Annotated in this window: 4 protein-coding genes; 2 read left to right on the top strand and 2 right to left on the bottom strand. The window is 69.4% G+C overall.

Translation table 11 applies throughout. The annotated features are described in order from the left end of the window. Positions 1-400 precede the first annotated feature (400 nt). A complete protein-coding gene (locus ACLEQD_RS36020; RefSeq protein ID WP_120526528.1) occupies positions 401-607 on the top strand; it encodes a cold-shock protein in 207 nt (68 codons plus the stop codon). A gap of 262 nt (positions 608-869) precedes the next feature. Further along, complete coding sequence (locus ACLEQD_RS36015) at positions 870-1,223, top strand: hypothetical protein (protein WP_410390381.1); 354 nt, start codon at positions 870-872, stop codon at positions 1,221-1,223. Positions 1,224-1,488: 265 nt separating this feature from the next. Here ACLEQD_RS36015 and ACLEQD_RS36010 read toward each other — a convergent pair whose 3' ends face one another. Together ACLEQD_RS36010 and ACLEQD_RS36005 are read right to left on the bottom strand one after the other, a co-directional pair. Continuing rightward, a complete protein-coding gene (locus ACLEQD_RS36010) occupies positions 1,489-4,608 on the bottom strand; it encodes an efflux RND transporter permease subunit (protein ID WP_410390380.1) in 3,120 nt (1,039 codons plus the stop codon). Positions 4,609-4,671: 63 nt separating this feature from the next. Further along, complete coding sequence (locus ACLEQD_RS36005) at positions 4,672-5,196, bottom strand: efflux RND transporter periplasmic adaptor subunit (RefSeq protein ID WP_410390383.1); 525 nt, start codon at positions 5,194-5,196, stop codon at positions 4,672-4,674. Between the last annotated feature and the right edge of the window lie 128 nt (positions 5,197-5,324).

The raw sequence follows: 5,324 nt of genomic DNA, 5'->3' as shown, positions 1-5,324 counted from the left end.
ATGCCCGCCGCCGCGCTGTGGTCCCGCATGCGGCGCCACTCGCGGCGCACGGCGCCCTCCGGGCGCGGGGGGACGGGGGGCAGCACCGGCGCTGGCTCCAGGCCTCGGACCTCGTACATGACGTGACTCCTCTCCTGGCCGTCGTGGCCTTGCCCGGAACGGTAGCCACGCCCCCAGACCCGGGCGCCGGGCCTGCCCCTCCCCCTCGCCCGCCTGCCTGCGACGACGGTGGGTAGTCATGCTGCCCACCCATCGAACTGTTGGCTGCCGGGCAGGGGGGCTTCCACCCACCCTGCCCCGCCGGGCAGACTGCGGTCCGCACTCAGGTCCTCACATTTCGAGAGGGCTGGCCGCCTCGCGCGGTGAGTGCCCCGCCCCACCAACAAAGAGAAGACGATTCATGGCTACCGGTACCGTGAAGTGGTTCAACGATGCGAAGGGCTTTGGCTTCATCACGCAGGACGGCGGTGGTGAGGACGTGTTCTGCCACCACAGCGCCATCAACATGGACGGCTTCCGCACCCTGGCCGAAGGCCAGAAGGTGGAGTTCGAGGTGACGCGCGGCCCCAAGGGCCTGCAGGCACAGAACGTCCGCGCAGCGGGTTGATCCCACCCCGCTCCGGGTCCAAACGGAGTCCGGAAGCCCGGTCCCGCTCGCGCGGACCGGGCTTCTTCATTTTTACAACCTGCCGAGAAGGAATAACACGCAATCCCTTTCAAACCTTCCACTCCCCAAGGAATCAAGGGGGGGCTGGTGAAAGTCCGAAAGACGTCTGTTAGGCTTTGCGCCTGCGAGGGAGGGCGCACCTATGTTCGAAGTCACCAATGATGTCAGCCGTCGGACCATCACTGCCCGCATGAGCGGTTTCATGCGGCCCAACGAAATGAAGGAGTACGTGGCCGTCTACAAGAAGGCCACGGACAGCTACGGCGGAGGGCGGCACCTGGTTCTGGCCGACATGCGGGGGCTGCGCCCGCTGGAGCCGGAATCCGCGAAGCTGTTCTCCGAGATCGTCGACCACGGCCGCAAGAACGGCTGCGCGATGTGTGCGCACGTGTCGGACTCCACCATCGCGCGCCTGCAGACGGCCCGCGTGGCGTCGGAAGCATCCCCCAACGACGACATCACGGTGGACTGTGTGTCGCTGGAGGAAGCGCAGAACCAGCTCGCCAAGGCGCGCGTGCGCCTGCTCAACGGCGAAGGCATGGCGGCCTCGCGCTAGAGCAGTCCCCCCGGGCAGGACGCCCGCGGACGCCCCGTCTCCGGCATGGCCCGGAGCCGGCGGCCCCAGCGGAAGACGCCCTCCCGGGATTTGTTTCATCCCCCTGTTTCAACGCATCCAGGCTTCAAGCCAAGGGCGCGGGTGACGGCACCGTCATCCGGGCCCTTTGTCTTTTGCCCGTGTCATGTGATTGGCCGGGCATGAAGAAGGGCGCGGGGGACTGGCTGCCCCCGCGCCCTCTTTCACATCAGTCCCTGTGTCCGCTTCAGGCCGCGCGGTCGTGCGCGGCGGGCGCGTCCACGGGCGGCGCCGTGAGCGGTCCTTCCGTGTGGGGCTTCTTCTTGCGGAAGGACAGCTTCTCCATGGCCGCGAACACCACCGGCACCACCAGCAGCGTGAGGAAGGTGGAGGTGATGACGCCGCCGATGACGGAGATGGCCATGGGGGCGCGGAACTCGGAGCCGGTGCCCGTGCCCAAGGCGGTGGGCACCATGCCAATGGCCATCGCCGCGCTCGTCATGAGGATGGGGCGCAGGCGGCGCGGGCCGGCCTTGAGCAGGGCCTCGTCCACGGAGTCGCCCTCGCGCAGGTGGTGGAGCGCGCCGTCGATGAGGAGGATGGCGTTCTTGGTGACGAGGCCCATCAGCAGGATGACGCCAATCATCGCGCCCATGCTGACGTGGTAGTTCGTGACGACGAGCCCCAGCAGCGCGCCCACGAGCGCCAGCGGCAGCGACACCATGATGGTGAAGGGGTGCTTGAAGGACTCGAACTGGCTGGCGAGCACCATGTAGATGAAGACGAAGGCCAGGCCGAACGCGATGCCGAACGCGTCGTTCTGCTCATCCAGGCTCTTCATCTGGCCGTCGTAGACGATGGCGTAGCCGGGCGGCAGGGGCTTCTGGGCGATGGCGGCCTTGAGCTTCGTGGCCACGTCACCCAGCGCGGCGCCCTTGGCCAGCTGGGACACGACGGCCACCTGGCGCTCGCGGTTCTCGTGCTCGATGACGCTGGGGCCGTCCTTGAGCGACACCTCCGCCACGTCCGTCACCTGGTGCAGGCCCCTGGGCGTGGCCACCATCAGCTGGCGCACGCGCTCCGGCGTGGCGCGGTCCTCTTCGCGCAGGCGCACGCGGATGTCCGTCTCATCCGTGCCCTCGCGCAGCTTGGCGGACACGTCACCGTCAATGGCCAGCCGCAGCTGCATGGCGAGCGCCCCGGCGGACAGGTCCATGTCCGCGGCGCGCGCGCGGTCGATTTGAATCTGGAGCTCCGGCTTGGCCGGGTTGGAGTCCACGCGCACGTCGGAGGTGCCCAGGGTGCGCAGGATGCCGGCGACGCGCTCGGCCTCCTCGTTGACGCGCTTCAAGTCCGGGCCCACCACGCGGACCATGATGGGGTACCAGTCCCCCAGGCCTTCGATGGCCGGCGGGTCCGACAGGGTGATGGCGGTGGAGACCAGGTTGGGGACCAGCAGCGCGCGGGCCTCCTCCTTGAGGGTGCCGATGCTCTTGGTGCGCTTGTCCTTGCCCACCGTGAGCACGCGCATGCGCGCCTTGTAGACGTCTCCGCTGGGACCGACCGTGGTGTAGATGTCGGTGATTTCGGGGATCTGCTTGAGGAGCGTCTCCGCCTGCGCGGCGCGCTCCGTGGTCTGCGCGAGGTTGGACGAGTCCGGCAGCTGCAATTCGACGATGAGCTGCGAGCGGTCCTCCGCGCTCATGAACTCCACGCCCAGGCGGCTGGCGGCGCCGAAGGACAGCACCAGCGCCAGCAGGGTGAGGCCCGCGGTGGCCCACTTGTGGCGCAGCACCCAGCCCAGGATGCGCGCGTAGGTGTGCTCCGTGGCCTCCAGGAAGCGGCGCAGCGCGCGGAACACGGCGGGCTCGTGGTGCTGCTCCCCCGGCTTGCGCGCCTTGGCGAAGCGCGCGGACAGCATGGGGTCCAGGGTGAAGGAGATGAACAGCGAGATGAGCACCGCCACGGAGATGGTGATGCCGAACTGCTTGAAGAACTGGCCCACGATGCCGGGCATGAAGGCCACGGGGATGAACACCGCCACCAGGGACAGCGTGGTGGCGAGCACCGCCAGGCCCACGTCCCGCGTGCCGTTGGACGCGGCGCTCATGGGGTCCTCGCCCTGCTCCAGCCGGTGGGTGATGGCCTCACGCACCACCACCGCGTCGTCGATGAGCAGACCGATGGCCAGGGACAGCGACAGGAGCGTCATCTGGTTGAGCGAGTAGCCCAGCACGTACATCACGAAGAACGTGCCGATGACGGACGTGGGCAGCGCGAGCGCGGAGATGAACGTGCCGCGCGGGTCCAGCAGGAACATCAGGATGATGAGGACCGCCATGAAGCCGCCGAAGATGAGGGCGATCCACACCTCGTGGGTGTTGGCGCGGATGAGGTCCGACTGGTCGATGAGGAGCGTGGCCTGGAAGCCCTGCCCCACGACGGGCCCCATCTGCGCGAGCGTCTTCTTCACCGCGTCGCTGACGCTCACGGTGTTGGAGCCCGGCTGCTTCACGATTTCGAGCACCACGGCGTCGCGGGCGTTGAGGCGCGCGGTGGTGCGGCGCTCGGCGACGCCGTCCGTGATGGTGGCGATCTCCTCCAGGCGCACCTGCGCGCCGGTGCCGCTGCGGGCGATGGGCAGCTGGCGCAGGTCGTCCACGCTGGTGAACTCGCCCATGGCGCGCACGGTCAGCTCGTTGGGCCCCAGCTGGAGGCGGCCCGCGGGCAGGTTGAGGTTCTCCGTGCCGATGCGCTGGGACACCTGGGACGGCGTGATGCCCACCGCGCGGGCCTTGTCCAAATCGATGTCGACCTGAATCTCCCGCGTGTCGCCGCCGGTGATGCGCACCTCCGCCACGCCGGCCAGCTGCGCGAGCGCGGGCTTGATGCGGTCATCCAAGAGCTTGCGCAGCGCCTGGGACGTCATGTCCGCGGACACCGCGTAGGTGAGGATGGGCGCGGCGGACAGGTCCACGCGGCTGACGATGGGCGCGTCCGCGTCCGTGGGCAGCTTGTTGACGGCCTGCCCCACCTTGTCGCGCACGTCCTGGACGGCCGTGTCCAGCGCGGTGCCCAGCGTGAAGGACACCACGACGGTGCCCACGTTCTCGCGGCTGTAGGAGTGGATTTTATCCACGCCGCTGATGCCGGCGACCGCGTCCTCCAGGGGCTTGATGACCTGGGTCTCGATTTCGCCCGGGCCCGCGCCCTTGTAGAGGGTGTTGACCACCACCACGGGGAAGCTGACGTCCGGGTAGAGGTCGGTGCCCAGGCGCTTGAGGCCCATCACGCCCAGCACGATGAGCAGCAGGGACAGCATGGCCGTGAACACCGGCCGTCGGATGGAGACGTCACTGAGAATCATGGAGGTGCTCACGCGCGCCGCGCTGGCTGGAGGGCCGCGCGGCGAAAAGGGGCGGCCGTTCGGCTACTTCACGGAGACGCGGGTGCCGGGGGACAGGGAGGGCGTGGGGAAGTCCACCACCTGCTGGAGGACGGCCGCGGCGCGCACCACCACCTCGCGGTCGCGGCGCTCCAGCACCTGCACGTCCACGCGCTGGAGGGCGCCGTCGCTGACGACGAGGACGTGGTCCCCGTTGGAGGAGGACAGCGCCGTCGTGGGGAGCAGCTGCGCGTCCTGCGCCTCCCCCAGCTTCAGCATGGCGCGCGCCAGGGTGTGGGCCACGAAGCGGCCGTCCGCGTTGGGCACCGAAATCTCCACCGGGATGCGGCGGGTGGTGGGGTCCGCGGAGGGCAGGATGGTGCGCACCACGGCCTCGTCGGTGGACGCGCCGTGGCCCAGCGCCGCCACGCGCACCTTCACGCCCGGCTTGAGCAGCGCGCGCGCGCCTTCCGCCACGGTGGTGCGGAAGATGAGCGTGTCCAGCTGCTCCAGCGTGAAGAGGGGCGTGCCCGGGCCCACCGTGGCGCCCGTCTGGTCCGGGGACTCAATCAGGGTGCCCGCGAAGGGCGCCTTCAGGTCGTGCCGGCGGCGCGAGCGCGCGGGCCTGCGCCAGCTGCGCCTTGGCGGCCATCACCTGGGCCTGGGCCTGCGCGGCGGCGGCGACGGCGTTCTTGTGC

It is taken from the genome of Corallococcus sp. 4LFB, from assembly GCF_046520365.1.
GTDB lineage: Bacteria > Myxococcota > Myxococcia > Myxococcales > Myxococcaceae > Corallococcus > Corallococcus caeni.
The sequence above is the reverse complement of the archived record's forward strand: the minus strand, read 5'-3'. Positions and strand labels throughout refer to the sequence as shown.

Excerpts from the sequence above, each read along its gene's own strand:
- ACLEQD_RS36020 (WP_120526528.1), top strand. The coding sequence starts at position 401 with ATGGCTACCGGTACCGTGAAGTGGTTCAACGATGCGAAGGGCTTTGGC.
- ACLEQD_RS36015 (WP_410390381.1), top strand. The coding sequence starts at position 870 with ATGCGGCCCAACGAAATGAAGGAGTACGTGGCCGTCTACAAGAAGGCC.
- ACLEQD_RS36010 (WP_410390380.1), bottom strand. The coding sequence starts at position 4,608 with ATGATTCTCAGTGACGTCTCCATCCGACGGCCGGTGTTCACGGCCATG.